This is a genomic window from Marinomonas hwangdonensis, assembly GCF_003721245.1.
GTDB classification, from domain to species: Bacteria; Pseudomonadota; Gammaproteobacteria; order Pseudomonadales; family Marinomonadaceae; genus Marinomonas; species Marinomonas hwangdonensis.
In genome coordinates this window covers 130,554-146,398 of sequence record NZ_RIZG01000003.1, presented here as the reverse complement: position 1 = coordinate 146,398, position 15,845 = coordinate 130,554, and the positions used below count along the sequence as shown (strand labels likewise).

Annotated in this window: 15 protein-coding genes; 2 read left to right on the top strand and 13 right to left on the bottom strand. The window is 45.7% G+C overall.

What is annotated here, in order from left to right:
- From EBI00_RS06265 to EBI00_RS06225, 9 genes are all read right to left on the bottom strand, one after another.
- The gene (locus EBI00_RS06265; protein ID WP_123095077.1) at positions 1-1,161 is read right to left on the bottom strand and encodes an ABC transporter substrate-binding protein; all 1,161 of its coding nucleotides are present in this window, start codon (positions 1,159-1,161) and stop codon (positions 1-3) included.
- A 136-nt stretch (positions 1,162-1,297) separates the two neighbouring features.
- A complete protein-coding gene (locus tag EBI00_RS06260) occupies positions 1,298-2,221 on the bottom strand; it encodes a 5-oxoprolinase subunit C family protein (RefSeq protein WP_123095076.1) in 924 nt (307 codons plus the stop codon).
- Positions 2,211-2,918 carry a 5-oxoprolinase subunit PxpB gene (gene pxpB / locus EBI00_RS06255; protein ID WP_241556965.1) on the bottom strand — a complete coding sequence of 236 codons (708 nt, stop codon included), beginning with the start codon at positions 2,916-2,918 and terminating at the stop codon, positions 2,211-2,213. Before pxpB ends, EBI00_RS06260 begins: the two co-directional genes overlap by 11 nt.
- Entirely contained in the window at positions 2,919-3,686 is a 768-nt protein-coding gene (locus tag EBI00_RS06250; protein ID WP_123095075.1) for a 5-oxoprolinase subunit PxpA, read from the bottom strand.
- 20 nt (positions 3,687-3,706) lie between these two features.
- Positions 3,707-5,014, bottom strand: a complete 1,308-nt coding sequence (locus tag EBI00_RS06245; RefSeq protein ID WP_174714896.1) for a TRAP transporter large permease — start codon at positions 5,012-5,014, stop codon at positions 3,707-3,709.
- The gene (locus EBI00_RS06240) at positions 5,014-5,556 is read right to left on the bottom strand and encodes a TRAP transporter small permease (RefSeq protein WP_241556964.1); all 543 of its coding nucleotides are present in this window, start codon (positions 5,554-5,556) and stop codon (positions 5,014-5,016) included. Before EBI00_RS06240 ends, EBI00_RS06245 begins: the two co-directional genes overlap by 1 nt.
- Positions 5,557-5,649: 93 nt before the next feature.
- Entirely contained in the window at positions 5,650-6,627 is a 978-nt protein-coding gene (locus tag EBI00_RS06235) for a TRAP transporter substrate-binding protein (RefSeq protein ID WP_123095073.1), read from the bottom strand.
- 109 nt (positions 6,628-6,736) lie between these two features.
- A complete protein-coding gene (locus tag EBI00_RS06230; protein WP_123095072.1) occupies positions 6,737-7,537 on the bottom strand; it encodes a putative hydro-lyase in 801 nt (266 codons plus the stop codon).
- 160 nt (positions 7,538-7,697) lie between these two features.
- Positions 7,698-8,612: a LysR family transcriptional regulator gene (locus tag EBI00_RS06225; protein WP_123095071.1), complete on the bottom strand. Its 915-nt coding sequence runs from the start codon at positions 8,610-8,612 to the stop codon at positions 7,698-7,700.
- 183 nt (positions 8,613-8,795) lie between these two features.
- Here EBI00_RS06225 and EBI00_RS06220 point away from each other — a divergent pair, with 183 nt between their 5' ends.
- Positions 8,796-9,383, top strand: coding sequence for a DUF502 domain-containing protein (locus EBI00_RS06220; RefSeq protein WP_123095070.1), 588 nt, complete (start codon positions 8,796-8,798; stop codon positions 9,381-9,383).
- 55 nt (positions 9,384-9,438) lie between these two features.
- On the opposite strand, the gene EBI00_RS06215 is transcribed toward EBI00_RS06220, so the two are convergent.
- Complete coding sequence (locus tag EBI00_RS06215; protein ID WP_123095385.1) at positions 9,439-10,257, bottom strand: glycosyltransferase; 819 nt, start codon at positions 10,255-10,257, stop codon at positions 9,439-9,441.
- A gap of 230 nt (positions 10,258-10,487) precedes the next feature.
- Between EBI00_RS06215 and EBI00_RS06210 the strand changes: the two genes are divergently transcribed.
- Positions 10,488-11,726, top strand: coding sequence for a TIGR03862 family flavoprotein (locus EBI00_RS06210; protein ID WP_123095384.1), 1,239 nt, complete (start codon positions 10,488-10,490; stop codon positions 11,724-11,726).
- Positions 11,727-11,826: 100 nt separating this feature from the next.
- On the opposite strand, the gene EBI00_RS06205 is transcribed toward EBI00_RS06210, so the two are convergent.
- The 3 genes from EBI00_RS06205 to EBI00_RS06195 form a co-directional block, all read right to left on the bottom strand.
- On the bottom strand, positions 11,827-13,023 hold the full coding sequence (locus tag EBI00_RS06205; RefSeq protein WP_123095069.1) for an OmpA family protein: 1,197 nt from the start codon (positions 13,021-13,023) through the stop codon (positions 11,827-11,829).
- A gap of 331 nt (positions 13,024-13,354) precedes the next feature.
- Positions 13,355-14,560, bottom strand: coding sequence for an OmpA family protein (locus EBI00_RS06200; protein WP_123095068.1), 1,206 nt, complete (start codon positions 14,558-14,560; stop codon positions 13,355-13,357).
- 309 nt (positions 14,561-14,869) lie between these two features.
- Complete coding sequence (locus EBI00_RS06195; protein ID WP_123095067.1) at positions 14,870-15,700, bottom strand: polyphosphate kinase 2 family protein; 831 nt, start codon at positions 15,698-15,700, stop codon at positions 14,870-14,872.
- Positions 15,701-15,845 lie beyond the last annotated feature (145 nt).

Sequence of the window (15,845 nt, the reverse complement as noted above, 5' to 3'; positions counted from 1 at the left end):
TTACGGTATATCAGTGTGAGTGAGTTCTTGTAGTTCCCCATTGTGGATAACTTGTAACCAAATATGCCTCTTGTTGGGGTTCAGCACCGCCAGTTCATTTTGCTTCTGAGAGCCATGACTCTTCTTTGCGAGGTGTTTTAAACTTTCTTCAATTTCCTTGCTGGTAGGCAGGTTTTTGATTGGTAAAAGTGCCTGTCCAACAATCAGTGCATTAAGGTAACCTTCAAGTTGCATGGTGGTTGGTGGAGCCGTGTCACCAAAGCGCGCCATGTCTTCTTTTAATTGTTTGACAACGAAAGAGTGAGGGTCATTAAGCGAAGGTGTGGTTTGCGTGATGAATACTTTCGCTTTGGTATCGCCAATCTCTGCTTGTAAAGCCTCTAGTCCCGTAAATGAAAAGGCGGAAAATAAGGGCGTGATGCCAAAGCTCTCAAGTTGCTTTATAAAATTAGCACTGGTGCTGTAAGTACTGACCATGATGATGGCTTTTGGTATAGGAAAAACACCTAACACATCGGCAACAGAATGGCTCACTTCGCCACTATTACGCTGATGTCTAATCTGAAGTATGGCTGCTGAATCTTTTAGACCGACTTTTCTTAGTGCTTCTATTGTACTGGCTAGCCCTGCATCTCCGTAGCTGTCTTTTTGTGCAAAAATGGCAATTTCATCCGGTGCTATGTTCAAATCATTTACGAGAATGTTCACTAAATAGTTAGCTTCTTCTGTATAGCTTGCGCGGGTGTTAAAAATGAAGGGCGAAGGTCTTTCTGCTCTAATAGATTGTGCCCCAGTGAGCGGAGATATAAGGGGAATACTGTATTTGGATAACACACTAAGGGACGCCAAGTTGGTCGGTGTTCCAATGCTACCTAACATGGCTTTTACTCCGTAATCATTAATCAGAGAAGATACTTGTATCGGTGTTCGGCTCGGTTCGTAACCATCGTCTAAGGGGATGAGCGAGAGAGAATAGTTGAGTGTTTGACTATCATTGATACGTTTAAAGCCCAGCTCTATGCCTCGCACTGTTTGAGTGCCCATAAAAGTATTTGGACCGGTTAATGGTCCTGTAAAACCAAAGCGCAATTCCGCTGAATAGGCTGTCTTACCGAATAAGAAAAGGGACAGTATTAGACAAATAATGACTTTTAATCTCATAAACAGATGCAATCCCGTCGCTATGAAAGACAAAGGCCTTGTTTACTCAGTCTAAGACAAAAATACAGTAATGTAATGCGAGTTTAGTAAGAAAATGTCAAAGCTGGTTACCCAGCTTTGTGTTGGCCAGCAAGTTTCAACGCCATTGGGCGAGTCTGGCCATGTGCAAATGCCGTTCTTGCTCGGCTTGATCGACGGTGATAGGGGTAAACTGAATAACGTCTCCTGGTTGCTTTTGTGCCAAAATGCCGCCGCCAACACGACTGACACAGCCTATTTTGGGGTAACCACCGATGGTTTGCCGATCTTGCAGCAGGACAATGGGTTGACCGTCTTTCGGAACTTGAATGGCGCCATAGGCAATGCCTTCAGAGATAATCCCTTTTAAGTCGCTGTGGATCGCTTTGCCTTCTAGTCGATACCCCATGCGATCTGAGTGGGAAGACACTGAGTAATCACTGGAGAAAAAATTGGCTCGCTCTAAAGAGGAGAACGACTTGTATTGATACCCTAAAATAACCGGTATTTCTTTTTGACCGTAATGGGGAATCGCCAAACGCGGCACGGCTTTTTGTGGTTGATGAGAACAGGCTGAGTAAGGCAGTACATCGCCTCGTTGAAGCTTGTCACCTTTCCCCGTCAATCCACCCACCTTTTCACGCATGACGGTGGCCACACTGCCTAAGATGGGGTCGCAGAGAAAACCGCCTGATACCGCAAGGTACGCTCTTAACCCCCAAATAGGTTGATGAAACGCCACTACATCGCCTTTTTTCAGCGCATAAGTACGCCACGGTGAAATCTCTTTGTCGTTCAGCGTGGCACCAAGATCGGCTCCTGTGATGGCGATATTGGTGTTGGCTTGCGCCTCCAACGTGAGCATACCAAAGGTAATTTCGAGCTGTGGGCAGTTGCTGTTATTGCCCAGTAACGCATTTCCCCAACGAAATGCCATTTCATCCATAGGGCCACCGGTCGTCAGGCCAATGGACTGATGTCCGTGACGGCCTAGGTCTTGCAGAAGTGCTAATAAACCGGGTTTGATCACATTAAAAGCCATCCAGCTGACCTCCTTGAACTAAGAACTCGTCTCGTGAAATGGCTTCAAAGCGCACGGCGTCTCCCATGGCAATGAGCGCCAAGTTTTCACAGCCCCAGTCGATCAGATTAACGGGAGTACGACCAATAATTTGCCAACCACCTGGCGTTACACTGGGGTAAACCGCGGTTTGGTTTTCCGCGATGGCCACACTGCCAACGGGCACTTTTAAGCGCGGTGTGGTTTTTCTAGGCACATGCAATTCGTCTGGCGTATTGCCTAAAAACGCAAACCCTGGTGTAAATCCAATCGCGTAAGCCCGATACACTGTTTCGCTGTGACGTTTAATCACCTCGTTGATGCTGAGCTGACAATGCTTAGCCACGTCTTCCAGATCAGGCCCTACTTCTTTGCCGTAATACACAGGAATCACAACGTCGCGCTGATCGTTTAACGAAAAGTCATTTGGGTCAACGGCTTCAATAGACTGATGAAGCGCTTTGAAAATGGCAAATCGATCGTACTCATCGTCATCAAACACCACGAGCAGCGTGGTATAAGAGGGGACTAGGTCGATAATGCCATCAAGCCCCGTCAGTTTTTGTGTGACCAAGGCAATGTAATTCGAGGTTGCTTCGCTAATCACCTGACTAAAGGTCAATAAACAAGAGTGATTACTGACCATTTCAATGTGAGGGAAATTGTCACGGCTCATCATTTATATCGCGCTTGTGTTGCTTGATTGATTTAGCGTTAGACTTTCCACCAAGGTACGAATGCGCCTTACGGCATCCACCGCATGCTCACCATCGCCATGCACGCAAATGGTATCGGCATGAACGGCAAGACGCTTACCGGAGGCGGTGGTTAAGGTGCCTGTTTCGCACAGCTGCTCCACTTGTTTTTCGATCAAATCAAAGCTCCCGTGAACAGCCTTAGGTTCTTTGCGCGGCATTAATCGACCTTCATCCGTGTACAAGCGATCGGAAAACGCTTCAAACCAAACTTGAAGGCCATATTTCTTGGCCATTTTCTGGATTTGTGGCGCTTCTGGTACTGCCATCACCATGAGAGGTAGTGTCGCGTCTAGCTCGCTCACCGCTTGCATGACGGTCTCTAACACGGCAAAGTCCGCCATCATGGTGTTATACAAGGCGCCATGTGGTTTGACGTAATCTACCTGGGTGTTTTGGCTTTCGCAAATCCCTTTTAACGCGCCAATTTGGTATTGAATAATGGCTTTTAGTTCTTTTGGCGCTATGTCCATATTACGACGCCCAAAACCGACCAAATCAGGATAGGCGGGGTGTGCCCCTATGGTGACATTGTGCTGTTTTGCCAAGGCCACTGTGTTCGCCATCGTCAGTGGATCGGCCGCGTGAAAACCGCAAGCCACGTTTGCTTGATCTATATAGGGCATAATTTGATCGTCTAAGCCCATCGGCCATGCGCCGAAGGCTTCGCCCATATCGCAGTTTAATTTCATCGTAGACCCCTTTTGCTGGATTATCTTTGAGACATGGTGGCTGGTAAGTAGGTGACTATTTCAGGAAACACACTGATTAACACAATGGCCAAACCGATTAACAAAAAGAAAGGTAAGGCGGCTTTTGCGACATACAGAATGTTTTTCCCCGTGAGCGCTTGAATCACAAAGAGATTGAAGCCGACGGGCGGTGTGATTTGCGACATTTCCACCACCAAAACGATGAAGATACCAAACCACAAAAGGTCAATATTGGCCGCTTGAACCATTGGCAATATGACGGCTACGGTCAACACCACCACAGAAATGCCATCAAGGAAACAACCTAAAATAACAAACAGGATCGTCAGGTATAAAATCAATTCCATGGGAGACAAAGACATGCCGGAAATCCACAATGCCAAGGCTTTAGGAATGCCTAAAAAGCCCATTGCCAAGGTGAGGAAGTGCGCACCGACCAAGATAAAACCTATCATGCAGGAGCTTTTCACGGCCCCCAACAAGCTCTCCATAAAGCTGTGACGGCTGAGTGAGCCAGTTAACGCCGCGAGCACCAATGCCCCTGTTACGCCAATCGCAGCGGCCTCTGTTGGCGTTGTAATACCACCGTAGATTGACCCTAAAACAAAGCCAATTAAGCTGACAACGGGCAAGAGCTTACTTAAGCCTTTAAAACGTGCAGACCAACTGATTTCCTCTTTCTTTGTTTTGGGCAATTCGTCTTTGTGTAAATACCCCCAGATCATGGTGAAGCCCATAAACAAGCTCACCAATAATAAGCCGGGTAAAGCGCCGGCAATAAACAGGCGGGCGATGGATACTTCTGCTGCCACACCGTACACAATTAAGATAATAGACGGGGGGATCAACAAGCCTAATGTGCCTGATCCTGCTAAGGTGCCAATCGCCATGCGATCGCTGTAACCTTGTTTACGCAGCTCAGGTAAGGTCATGCGCCCAATGGTGGCTGCAGTGGCCGCAGAAGAGCCAGAAACGGCGGCAAAGATGCCACAACTAAGAATGTTCACGTGCAATAATTTGCCTGGAACGCCACCTAACCAAGGCGATAACCCTTTGAATAAATCTTCAGATAAACGCGTTCGAAACAGAACTTCCCCCATCCAAATAAACAACGGCAAAGCGGTTAATGACCAGGCGGTACTCGCCCCCCAGCTTGATGTCGCAAAAAGCAGATCAATTCTGTAGTTTTCGGAAAGAATTAAGCCCAAACCGCCTATGGCGATGAGCGTAAACGAGACCCAAACCCCCAAGGATAAAAGCGCCAGCATGGCAAACGCCAATAAAATCGCAATCCACATCATGTCCATTATATTTCCTCCAAAGACAGGGCGTCTTCTTGCTCGCTGTAAGTAGGCTGTTTGCCTTTAATTAACGCGACTAATGCATCTAAAATCGCCAAATTAAGGGCGACAACGCCCACTGCAACCGGTATTTGAGGAATCCAAAGAGGAATAGGGATGTAGCCGTGAGAGACTTCGTTAAAGATATAAGACTCATACACCATATAGCCGCAGGCATAGGACAAATAGCAGAGCAAGGCAAAGGATAAGGCTAAAATGATGCCTTCTTGGATTTTACGCGGTTTAGGTGAAAAGCGTTGAATCAGTAAGGTCACTCGAATATGGCCGCCCTCTCGAAAGGTATAAGCCAAGCCTAAAAAGGTAGAAGCCGCTAACGCATAACCGGCGAAATCTTCTGCCGAAGGAACGATAAAACCGAAGAGACGACCGACGATTTGTGCGAGTAATAACAAAGTAATGATAACGATACACAAACCGGACAACAGGCCAGAGCATTGATAAAGTTTTTCTTTTAATTGGCTCATAGTGTTCACTTTTTTTAATAACATAGAACCTCTCCTCGCTTCTCTCTTGCGAGGAGAGAAGCGCAAAGCCTTAATATTGATATCTTTGAAGAGGAGAGGGACTGTGTTTGTAGGTAATTAGTTTTGGTAGCGGGCTAAAATGTCACCGACTTCTTTTGGTGCTTCGGCTTTCCATTCTTCTGCCATCGTCTTACCAATCGCTTTAAGTTCTGCAATCAATTGCGGAGATGGGTCAGATACCGTCATGCCATTTTCTAGTAAGGTCGCTTTGTCTTTTTCAGCACGTGCCGCCACTCTTGTCCATCCTGCGGCTTCGGCATTTTGCGCAGCGGTTAGAATAACCTCTTGTGTCGCTTTATCTAAACGACGAAAAGCGCGTTTGTTTACCACAATAATATTTTTCGGTATCCATGCTTTGATATCTGTGTAGTTATTCACATAATCCCATGCTTGGCTGTCGACACCAGTGGACGGAGAGGTAATCATCGCTTGGATGATGCCCGTGCTCATTGCTTGCGGAATATCAGGCACTTGAATTGTGGTAGGCGTGGTACCCATCAAATCGGCTAGGCGCGAGGTAGATGGACTGTAAGCTCGCATTTTTTGACCTTGTAAATCGGCTAAGCTGTTTACTGGTTCTTTGCTATATAAGCTCTGTGCTGGCCACGCTACCGTGTAAAGTAGCATCATGCCGTCTTTGTCCAATTGCTTGTTGATGTCGGGTTTTGCAGCTTCCCACAGTTTTTTCGCCTCTTCAAACGAGGTAGCAAGAAACGGGATGTTGTCGTGTTTATAAATAGGGTTTTCGTTGCCCAAAATCCCTAGAAAAATTTCCCCTAGTTGTACTTGCCCGGTTCTAACTGAGCGCGGGATTTCCGTGTGTTTTACCAGAGAGCCACCAGAATGCACGGTAATGTTAAGCTCGCCATTGGTGTTGTCGCTGATTTCTTTTGCAAAGTCGTACGCTATTTGCGTTGGTAAGTTACCATCACCGTAAGGTGTCGGCATGAACCATTTCTCAGCAAAGCTGGCGGTGGAGGTCAGGCCGCTTATTGCAACGCCGCCAATGAATACTGCACGGGATAATGTCAACATATCTTGGTTCCTTTTTCGATTTTATTGTGTTGTTGAGTATAGTCGTTATTAATCACTGCAAAGTTTGCAGTCAACCAAGCATCTTTCGATGCCATTAGGCGCTTGTGCGTTACAGCACGGCAAGCGCAGTGTCTAGGATGTCCGTAACAAGCATTTTCCCTGGCGCATGGGTAATGCAGATAGGGGGCTTTGCGTTACGGATAGCGACTTGGGGTGTTACACCACAAGCCCAAAATACTGGGACTTCTTTGTCGTTTATGGTGACGGCATCGCCATAATCTGGTTTGCTTAAGTCACTAATGCCTATATCTTGTGGGCTACCAAAATGCAGTGGCGCTCCATGAGCTTTAGGAAAACGTGTGGTGATTTGAATGGCTCGAATGGCGTCTTTGGGGGTGTAAGGCCGCATGGTCACCACTGTGTTACCAAAAAAACGTCCGGCTGGTACCGTTTCTATATTGGTTTCAAACATGGACACGTTGACGGCTTCTTCAACATTTCTTGGCGTCAGACCCGCTTGTGAGAGCGCATTTTCAAAAGAAAAAGAACACCCCAAAACAAACGCAACCATGTCATCTTGCCATATATCCTCAATGTCTGAGCGGCTTTCCACTTTCACACCGTCACGGTACACATAGTATTCAGGAATATCGTGGCGCATATCTATGTCATGCCCAAGCTCTGGCATGTCATAGCGGCCCACTTCGGAGACGCCAATTAAAGGGCATGAAACGGGGTTTTTCTGACAAAAAAGTAAAAACTCATTGGCCCAATCGGCTGGCAAAATCACCACATTGCCTTGCATCGCGCCTTGCACTAAACCACTGGTAACACCAGTGTGTGATTTATGTCGGATGGCTTGACGCAAATCAGCCGTTTGTTGCAGTAGCGTTGACAGAGCAGATTTCATTTTGTTTTCCTTATTTTTGCCACAATGTGTTCCATTAAGAGTAGTTCTTGGCACTATGAAAAGTCTAATCGTGTTTTTTTGTGGGTTTTAATCAATTATTTTTATGAAGAGGTGCGATTGGAGATTTTTTTAACCCTTATTAACGCTCTGCCGTATTTTCCTAAGAGGCTTCTTGGCTTTGTTTCTGTTGATATTCTTGGGCGGAAATAACGGCAATATTGGTCGCAACCTCGGCTAATGGGTTAAAAGGTTCATCTGAGTAGGAAGCGGTAAAGGTCAAGTCGTTGGGGGTCCACACAGCACGGATTTTTCGTAGGCTGCCGGCTTCTAATTCTTTTGTAATCATGATGTTGGGTAAGGTGGCAATGCCAACGGCATCAATGGCCAAACTGCGACAAGAAGCGAGTGATGTGGACGCAAAAAAGTGCGCTGGGGGCCCGTCTAATTCGCGAAATTTTTGGTTGATTTCAACATAAGGTTTGGTTGCCCGTGCATAGGTAATAATAGGCCACTTTGCGAGCTCTTCTAGGTACAAAAGTCGATCCGGCAAATCCAGTTTGGGGCTTGCAACCCACGACAGTGAAAAGGTGCATAAATCACGATTGACAATGTTCGGCTCTGAAATAGGCCCCATCAATAACCCCAAATCTAGGGTGCGATCCTTAATGCTGGTGGTTAAGTTTGCACTGATATCCACCGTCATTTCTACGTCCAAATTGGGCATGTCTTTGTGCAAACGCGACAGAAAATCGGGTAGCCAGGTGTTCACTATGGTTTCTGACACCCCTAAGCGTAATACGCCAGAGTAGGCTTTTGAAAGGCCAGCACGTTTGCGCAACTGTTCGGTCTGATACAGGATTTTTTCAACATAGGGCAACAGCTCTTTGCCTTTGGATGTTAGAGTAATAGGGCTAGAGCCCCCTTCACGCTCAAATAGTTTCACGCCCAACTCTTCTTCTAACCCCGCTATGCGTGCGGAGATAGCCGGTTGTGTTGTATGTAAACGTTCGGCTGCTTTACGAAAATTGCCCAAAGAGGCCACCCATACGAAGGTTTCTAAGCGTTTGTAGTTCACGTTGTTAATCCAATGGCGAGTGAAGGGGCCGACAAGAGACGTCTCTCATTAAAAACGACCGTCTCATCAAGAGTATAAGCTCAGTACGGTTTGAGCAATCTTTTCATTAAGTCAGCCCAGATCCTTAGGAGTGGCACAAAGCTTGCGGTATGCTGTGCACCAAATAAAGAGGTTATGTTAACAATGAACAATCTGATCGCACTATTACTAAAGGGGCTGGTGGCGGTATTGCCGATTGGCCTGACGGTGTCTTTAATTTTTTGGTTATTGGCGACAGGGGAAGCACTGGCTAAACCGTTGCTTTTGTTTGTTATTTCAGAGAGTGTCTATTTTCCGGGGTTGGGCTTATTAACCAGTCTATTGACGCTGGTGTTGATTGGCTTGCTGGTGAATATGTATGGTGTTCGCTATCTGGTGAAAATTAGCCAAAATGTCTTTGAACGGATTCCCTTAGTAAAGTCCATTTATGGTGCTATTAAAGACATGATGATGGTATTTAATTTGGCGGAAAAAAAAGAAATGAAGAGCGTTGTGTCGATCGAATGGAACGGCGCTCAGGTGATTGGTTTTGTAACGGGCGAACAAACAGGTAAAAAGCTGTTCAAAGATCAGGACTTAGTGGGCGTTTATGTGCCGTTGAGTTACCAAATTGGCGGCATAACCCTTTACATATCACGAGATCGTTTGACGCAACTGGACATTGGCGTCGAGGAAGCCATGCGCCTTGCTTTGACAGCGGGTGTCCAAAGTCGCCCTAAAGAAAGACCCTAAAAAACGCAATCAGAACACTGTTTTGTCAACAGTGTTCTGATTGACGTATACATCATTAATGTGTGTCTAAGCCTTGTCTTGCCTTAAACATACCTTGTGATTTTCGTTCTAACATATCGTTCTCATACTGGCTACCTGTGTAGTCTCTGTAGGATCGAGTATGATAAAGATGAAACTGATTCGCTGTGAATTTACAAGACTTCACTTGTAACCCCAACGCTCTAAGCCGCCATTCTATGTCTGTATCATCGGGAATGGATGTTTCACCATAGCTTTCATCGAAACCATTAATAGCGATTAAGTCGCTTTTGAAACAAGAAAAATTGCAGCCAACAATAGACGAGGTTTTAGAGTAAATCCATTTTTGGAATAGAATGCTATGAGGCTTAATATAAATGCCCGCTTCGACATGACCTTCTAAGCAGTCTCTCCAAAGACTAGGTATTTTCTGGATATACTTACGCTCTAACTGTAAGGCACTCATTTTCCCAGTTCGGATTTTTTCGCTGTATTTAGGGCCTAAATTGACTCGACGCCCAGCAAGAACTTGCCCCTTTTTTGCTAACAGGGCATGACTTTCGATAAAGGTACTGTAGGGTAAGCAGTCGCCATCGATGAAAATAATATATTCCCCCGTGGACGCTAAAATCGCATTGTTTTGTGATCGTGACTTGCGAATCCCAATGTCTTCTTGGGAAGTATGTATCACTTCTAGGTCTTTAATAGTGCTGACAAATGAACGCATCTCATCACTATTGTTGTCTTCGGCGATAATAAGTTCGAAGTTCTTGTAGGTTTGTGTTCTGAGAGATTCTACAATTAATGATAAGGCTTCTACGTCTTTGTAGACCGCAACGATTAAACTGACCTTCACTTCACATCCTTCATGTTTAAAGCTAATGCTTCGCATACTCGCTTTATAAAGTTTCATAGATCCAAATAATAGCATCTATAAAATGCGAGTCACATCGAAATTTTGTCTGCTTGAGCGCTATTTTAATTGGTAAAGTGGTTTCATTTTTGCTGAAAATATTGGTGATTACACCTAAGTTCATTATCATGCACTTCTTTTTTTAGTAACTCATTAGAGTGATGTTGGTTAGTATGCAAAAGGCGTTGCAAACGCAGAAGACAGTCATTGTTGTCGGCGCTGGTCCTGCGGGCTTGATGGCCGCAGAGGGGATTTGTGCTGCAGGTCATCGTGTGCAGGTTTACGATGCGAAACCCAGTGCTTGCCGTAAGTTTTTACTGGCTGGGGTAGGTGGTATGAATATTACGCATTCTGAAGCTTACCCTGAATTTATTCAGCGCTATTACGAAAAGGCAGACTGGTTGGCAAAGGCCATTCAGCCGTTCGATGGCGAAGCCCTGCGCGCTTGGATCCATGATTTGGGTGTAGAAACCTTTGTCGGCACCTCTGGTCGAGTGTTTCCCAAAGACATGAAGGCGGCGCCTTTGCTGCGCAATTGGTTAAAGCGTTTGCGCGGATCCGGTGTCGAGTTTCACATGCGGCATAAGATGATTAGCCTGTCAGCAAATAGCTTAGTGTTCGATCATGCTGGAGAGCAGGTAACCGCCCAAGCCGATGCCATTGTACTGGCGATGGGGGGGGCAAGCTGGCCAAAATTGGGTTCAGATGGGGCTTGGGTTCCAGTACTGAGCGAAAAAGGGGTGACGGTTGCCCCCTTGCAAAGTGCTAATTGCGGTTTTTACAGTGAATGGAGTGAGCATTTACAAACGAGATTTGCCGGTAGCCCACTCAAAGACGTGGCCTTTCGTTTTGTTTTCAGAAATGGTCAAGAGGTGTCGAAAAAAGGCGAGTGCATAGTGACACGAGATGGCATGGAAGGCAGCCTGATTTACGCTTTTTCAAAATATCTGCGTGACGATATTCATGCTTTTGGCGAGGCCTCGCTGCTGATGGATTTTTTGCCACAGCAAAGCGAAGCTCAAACTCTGAAAAAACTCAGTAACACCAAACCAAAAGAGTCACTCAATAAATACCTTAAACGTACCTTAGGAATCAGTGGCGTTAAAATCGCCTTGTTGCACGAATCCTTCCCGAAAGACGTGTTGCAGACGCCAGACAGTCTCGCTCGGTGTTTAAAAGCAGTGCCCGTTCGTTTTTATAAAACCAAACCTATTGAAGAGGTCATCTCAAGCGCGGGCGGTGTTAGTGAAAACAGCGTCGACGAACGACTGATGCTTAACGCTATGCCAGGTGTTTTTTGTGCAGGGGAAATGCTGGACTGGGAAGCACCCACAGGCGGCTATTTGCTAACAGCGTGTTTTGCTACCGGTCAGTTAGCTGCAAAAGGCGTAGAAGAATACCTGCGATCTTAGTCTAATTAAAGTATAAAGTAGGACACAAAAAAATGCCCTAACCGAGGTTGTTTGGTTAGGGCATTTTACTTGTTCTCAAAAGTAAATGAGATTGTATTTCCTATTTGTTAAGAGAGATGACCGTGATAACACGACGATTGGCTTTACGGTTTTCTGGCGTATCGTTGTTAACTAATGGGAACTCTTCACCGTAACCGACCGCGGTCACTTGGTTTTTTTGTACACCTAGCTCTTTTATTAGTACATCAGCGATGGCTTGTGCTCGCTTTTCTGACAATATTTTATTGTAAGCGGCCGCGCCTGTGTTATCGGTATGACCTTCAATGGAGACACTGGCTGCCGTGTATTCATTCAAGAAGGCTGCAAGTTCTTCTATTTGTGGGTAAAACGCTTTACTGACTACGTTTGAGTTCGTGGCAAATAAAACGTCAAGCCTCACTTCTTTCTCTTCAGAGAACATAAGGTTACAGCCATTTGCGTCCACTTTAGCGCCAGCGCGAGTATTAGTGCAGGCATCTAGATGGTTAGGAACGCCATCTTTGTCTTCGTCTAACGCGCAGCCCGAGGCATCAATAAGAACCCCAGCCGTTGTATTTGGGCATACATCTTTAGCATCAATCACGCCATCATTGTCGGAATCAACAGGTGTCGGTTCGACAACAGGTGCTGGTTCGTTAACCGGTTCAGGTTCGTTGACTGGCGCTGGTTCGTTAACCGGTTCAGGTTCGTTGATTGGCGCTGGCTCGTTAACTGGGGCTGGTTCGTGCACCGCTGTTTGTTTGGGCTGACCGCCAAAAGTAAAATGCGCCCCTAGAGTAGTTAAATTATCTAGTTCGTGATCCTTGATGTCGTTAATCAGGCGAAAGTCAGCACGCAATGAAAAAATATCGTTTAGGGCGTATTTGATACCACCACCAAGATTGACTAGGGTGTTGTTTGCGCTTGAGCTTATTTCTTTTTTTCCGATACCTGCTGCCAAGTAGGGCGTCAGATTACCGTTCGTTTGCAGATGGTACAGTGTGTCTAAACGGTACTGTTGAAAGTCGACATTGGTGTTGTTGGTTGTCGTGTTTGTTACTGCGTCTACATAGACAAGCTCAACAGCCCAAGGGTTGCCAAATTGATAGCCAAGACCAAGGGAAATCGCGTCGACATTTTCAAGTCCACGATTATTGTCCATATTGTAATAGCCAATGCTTGGCGAAACAGTAAAACCTTCTTGTAACTGAGCTTGAGCGACAGAAGACGCAGCGAAAAGGCTAATAAATAGAACACGCTTGCTGTAGATAAAAGACATTTAATGTCTCCTAGTGAAAGTAAGTATATGAGCTTTGTGTGACGAAAGTTCAGTATGGCATCGGTTTAAGGATGCGAGTCAGAGGGCGTAAACCGTCTCATTCATCATTATAAATAAAGTCATTGGATAAAATCAGCAAGGGTTACAATTCAGTACAGATCTCTAAAAGCGTTACAGTTGAGTAACAGTTTGGCAACATATTGGTACGTTAGTGACGCTATTAAAGAAGGGTATGTCTGAGAAGAGCGTATGTTTTTAAAGAAAGGACACAAAAATGCCCTACACCAAGGTTTGGTGGTGTAGGGCATTGCTTGTTTGTGGTGTTGGACGCTTAGTTGTTTGTAATGACAGCGTCTACACGACGGTTTGCCATGCGGTTTTCTGCAGAGTCGTTGTCGAACAAGGGCTCGCTTTGTCCATAGCCAATCGCGTCAACACGGTCTTGTTCAACATCAAAGATATTGATTAAGACGCTCGCCACGGCTTGAGCGCGCTTTTCAGATAAGGTTTGGTTGTAGCTGGCTGCCCCTGTGTTATCTGTGTGCCCTTCAATAACAACGGTGCTATTTGGTTTTTCCTTGAGGTACTGTGCTAACTTTTCTATCTCAGGATAAAAGGCTTGTTCAACATCGGTTTTATTGTTGCCAAACTGGATATTTAGACGCAAAGGCGCTGGCGCTTCTACCGCCGCCGTTTGCTCTGTCGCTATGGGTTGATCACTTTGTGTTGCAGACGTTACTGGCGTTTTGTTCACGTCAGAATCAGACAGCGGAGCGGTGTTCTGATCCGTTGTAGGCTCTGATGACATAACAACAGTCGTGGTCGTTGCTTTCGTTTCTTCTTCAGAAGTGGTTGGCGCGGTTTCTTTTTGTGCTTGATACTGAGTTTCTTTCGCGGTTTCAGTGGTGTCTTTTACCGTTTTGGCCGTGTAAGCACGTGCTTCAGGTTCCGCTACCTTGTTCTCAGCATTGGGTTGTGAACGATTGGCAGAATTGCCAAAGGTCATTTGCACACCTAAAGAGCTTATGTGATCTAGATGGTTGTCTTCTACGTCATTCACAACACGAAAATCCGCACGCAGAGAAACCGTGTTATTGACTGCGTATTTTAGGCCACCGCCTGCGTTGATTTGTACATTATTATCTTCCGATGCACCGCCAAAGTCGGTGGTACCGACCCCAGCTGCCAGGTATGGGGTCAAGTTTAAGGTAGTAATGCTTGGCAAATGATACAGCCCGTCTAAACGATATTGGTCAACATCCACCTTGTTGCCAGTACCTGCTTGGGTAGTGTCTGCATTAAGGTAGACGAATTCGATCGCCCAAGGGTTATTGAACTGATAGCCTAGTCCCAATGAATAGGCCGCGTCATCTTTTATGTTTCTGTCATTGTCCATATTATAGTGGCCAATGCTGGGTGTTAGGGTGAAGCCTTCTTGTTGCTGTGCGAAGGAAAGTGTTGAAATAGACGAGGCGGCAAGGATGCTGCTTAAAATAGTCCTGCTTACTAAAGTACGTTTTGTGATGTTGAAAGACATGTTTTATCTCCTGATAACTGTCTGTGTTTTGTCGTTCTTTTCATCAGCATAACGCGTATTGCTTGCTTTAAAAAATCTCTCCGAAACGCCCAAGGTGCGTGTTATTCATCTGCTATTTCGCAATGATGACGAGATCTTGACCTAGGGGATGAGATTAGACATTTCCTTCACCTTTGAGGCGGGTTTTTGCTCTCAAAGGTGAAGGAAACAAGGCACTTATGACAGAAGATTTTCACTGTAAAGTTGGCTTGACGTCCTAAACGACGGCTTTTTGACGGCGTTTAGGATATTGCCACGATTCTTTATGGTCTAAGGCAAGGTGATACCGAGTGTATGTTCGGCTGAACGAACGAGGGCCTCATCAATCGGGGGCGGAGTTAAATCCATGCCTTCACTCAAGGCATTAACGACGGTTTCCAGTACCGCAATGCGGGTGTACCACTTGTGGTTAGCGGGAATAACATGCCAAGGCGATTGCTCTGTAGAAGTGAGTTCCAGCATGTCGTTAATGGCGTTTTCGTGTTCGTCCCACTTTTCTCTATTACGAATGTCCTCTTCTGTGAGCTTCCACTGTTTTAGTGGGTTACGTAGGCGTTCTTCAAAACGTTCTAGCTGCTCATCTTTGGAGATGTGTGTGAAGATTTTGATGATTTTGACACCATCATCGGTGAGCATGCGTTCGTATTCATTGATTTCTTGATACGCCCTTTGCCATTCCATGTCGCTGGCAAACCCTTCTACGCGCTCTGTTAATACGCGCTCATACCAAGAGCGGTCGAAAATGGCGAGCGTGCCAACTTTGGGCAACTTAGTCTGAAAGCGGTAGAGGTAATGTTTACCTTGCTCCTCAGCGCTCGGGGCTGCAATAGGGTGAACACGGTAACCCCTTGGGTCGAGATATTCGGTTAAGCGACGAATGGCGCCGCCTTTTCCACTGGCGTCCCAGCCTTGGAAAATAATAATGGCGCGCTTTCCTTGGTGATAATACGCTTGCTGGACGCGCTGCATTTCTTTTTGGCGTTTCTTTAAGATCTTGCGGTAGGTTTTCTTATCATCAATGGAATATTGTTTGTTGTCCACGTCACAGTGTTTCAGCGACATAACATGAGAAGAAAGAATAATCGGACTCGGTAAAAACATGCCTGGCTCCGTGGATGCAAAATTGAGCATTTACGCTAGGGTATTTTGGGAAAGACGTCAGTGTAATCTAAAAACATTTGTTTTAGCGAACGTCTCGTTCAGAAAATAATGGCGCTTGGTAAAGGAATTTAAGCAAAGGTGGGGA

Bases quoted from the DNA above. Each gene is read 5' to 3' on its own strand.
- EBI00_RS06265 (WP_123095077.1), bottom strand. From the start codon at position 1,161: ATGAGATTAAAAGTCATTATTTGTCTAATACTGTCCCTTTTCTTATTC.
- EBI00_RS06260 (WP_123095076.1), bottom strand. From the start codon at position 2,221: ATGGCTTTTAATGTGATCAAACCCGGTTTATTAGCACTTCTGCAAGAC.
- pxpB (WP_241556965.1), bottom strand. From the start codon at position 2,918: ATGATGAGCCGTGACAATTTCCCTCACATTGAAATGGTCAGTAATCAC.
- EBI00_RS06250 (WP_123095075.1), bottom strand. From the start codon at position 3,686: ATGAAATTAAACTGCGATATGGGCGAAGCCTTCGGCGCATGGCCGATG.
- EBI00_RS06245 (WP_174714896.1), bottom strand. From the start codon at position 5,014: ATGGACATGATGTGGATTGCGATTTTATTGGCGTTTGCCATGCTGGCG.
- EBI00_RS06240 (WP_241556964.1), bottom strand. From the start codon at position 5,556: ATGTTATTAAAAAAAGTGAACACTATGAGCCAATTAAAAGAAAAACTT.
- EBI00_RS06235 (WP_123095073.1), bottom strand. From the start codon at position 6,627: ATGTTGACATTATCCCGTGCAGTATTCATTGGCGGCGTTGCAATAAGC.
- EBI00_RS06230 (WP_123095072.1), bottom strand. From the start codon at position 7,537: ATGAAATCTGCTCTGTCAACGCTACTGCAACAAACGGCTGATTTGCGT.
- EBI00_RS06220 (WP_123095070.1), top strand. From the start codon at position 8,796: ATGAACAATCTGATCGCACTATTACTAAAGGGGCTGGTGGCGGTATTG.
- EBI00_RS06210 (WP_123095384.1), top strand. From the start codon at position 10,488: ATGCAAAAGGCGTTGCAAACGCAGAAGACAGTCATTGTTGTCGGCGCT.
- EBI00_RS06205 (WP_123095069.1), bottom strand. From the start codon at position 13,023: ATGTCTTTTATCTACAGCAAGCGTGTTCTATTTATTAGCCTTTTCGCT.
- EBI00_RS06200 (WP_123095068.1), bottom strand. From the start codon at position 14,560: ATGTCTTTCAACATCACAAAACGTACTTTAGTAAGCAGGACTATTTTA.
- EBI00_RS06195 (WP_123095067.1), bottom strand. From the start codon at position 15,700: ATGTTTTTACCGAGTCCGATTATTCTTTCTTCTCATGTTATGTCGCTG.